This window comes from Bradyrhizobium uaiense, assembly GCF_010811875.1.
GTDB classification, from domain to species: domain Bacteria; phylum Pseudomonadota; class Alphaproteobacteria; order Rhizobiales; family Xanthobacteraceae; genus Bradyrhizobium; species Bradyrhizobium uaiense.
The window spans coordinates 1-225 of the sequence record NZ_VKHP01001204.1 but is presented as its reverse complement, the minus strand read 5'-3'; the positions used below and the strand labels follow the sequence as shown (position 1 = coordinate 225).

The following is a 225-nucleotide window of genomic DNA, read 5'->3' as shown; positions in this document are numbered from 1 at the left end:
CAAGCAGCGCGGGATCGACGCCGTTCAGCCCGGTGATGGTGTTGCGCAGCACCGGCAGCATGGAGTAGAGCGCCAGCGCCAGCATGGCGGGCAAAAATCCGAACGCGGAAAAGTCGAAGCCGAACCAGCGAAGCGTCAACGACGCGATGGCGAGCAGAAGCGGGTAGAACAGCGCGAGCAGCGCCAATCCCGGCACGGTCTGGACGACACTGGCGAGGCCGAGCA

The 225-nt window shown here is 65.3% G+C and carries 1 pseudogene; it reads right to left on the bottom strand.

Features of this window, described 5'->3' with window-relative positions:
• Positions 1-225 (bottom strand): annotated as a pseudogene (locus FNJ47_RS49300) (ABC transporter permease); the annotation flags it as partial.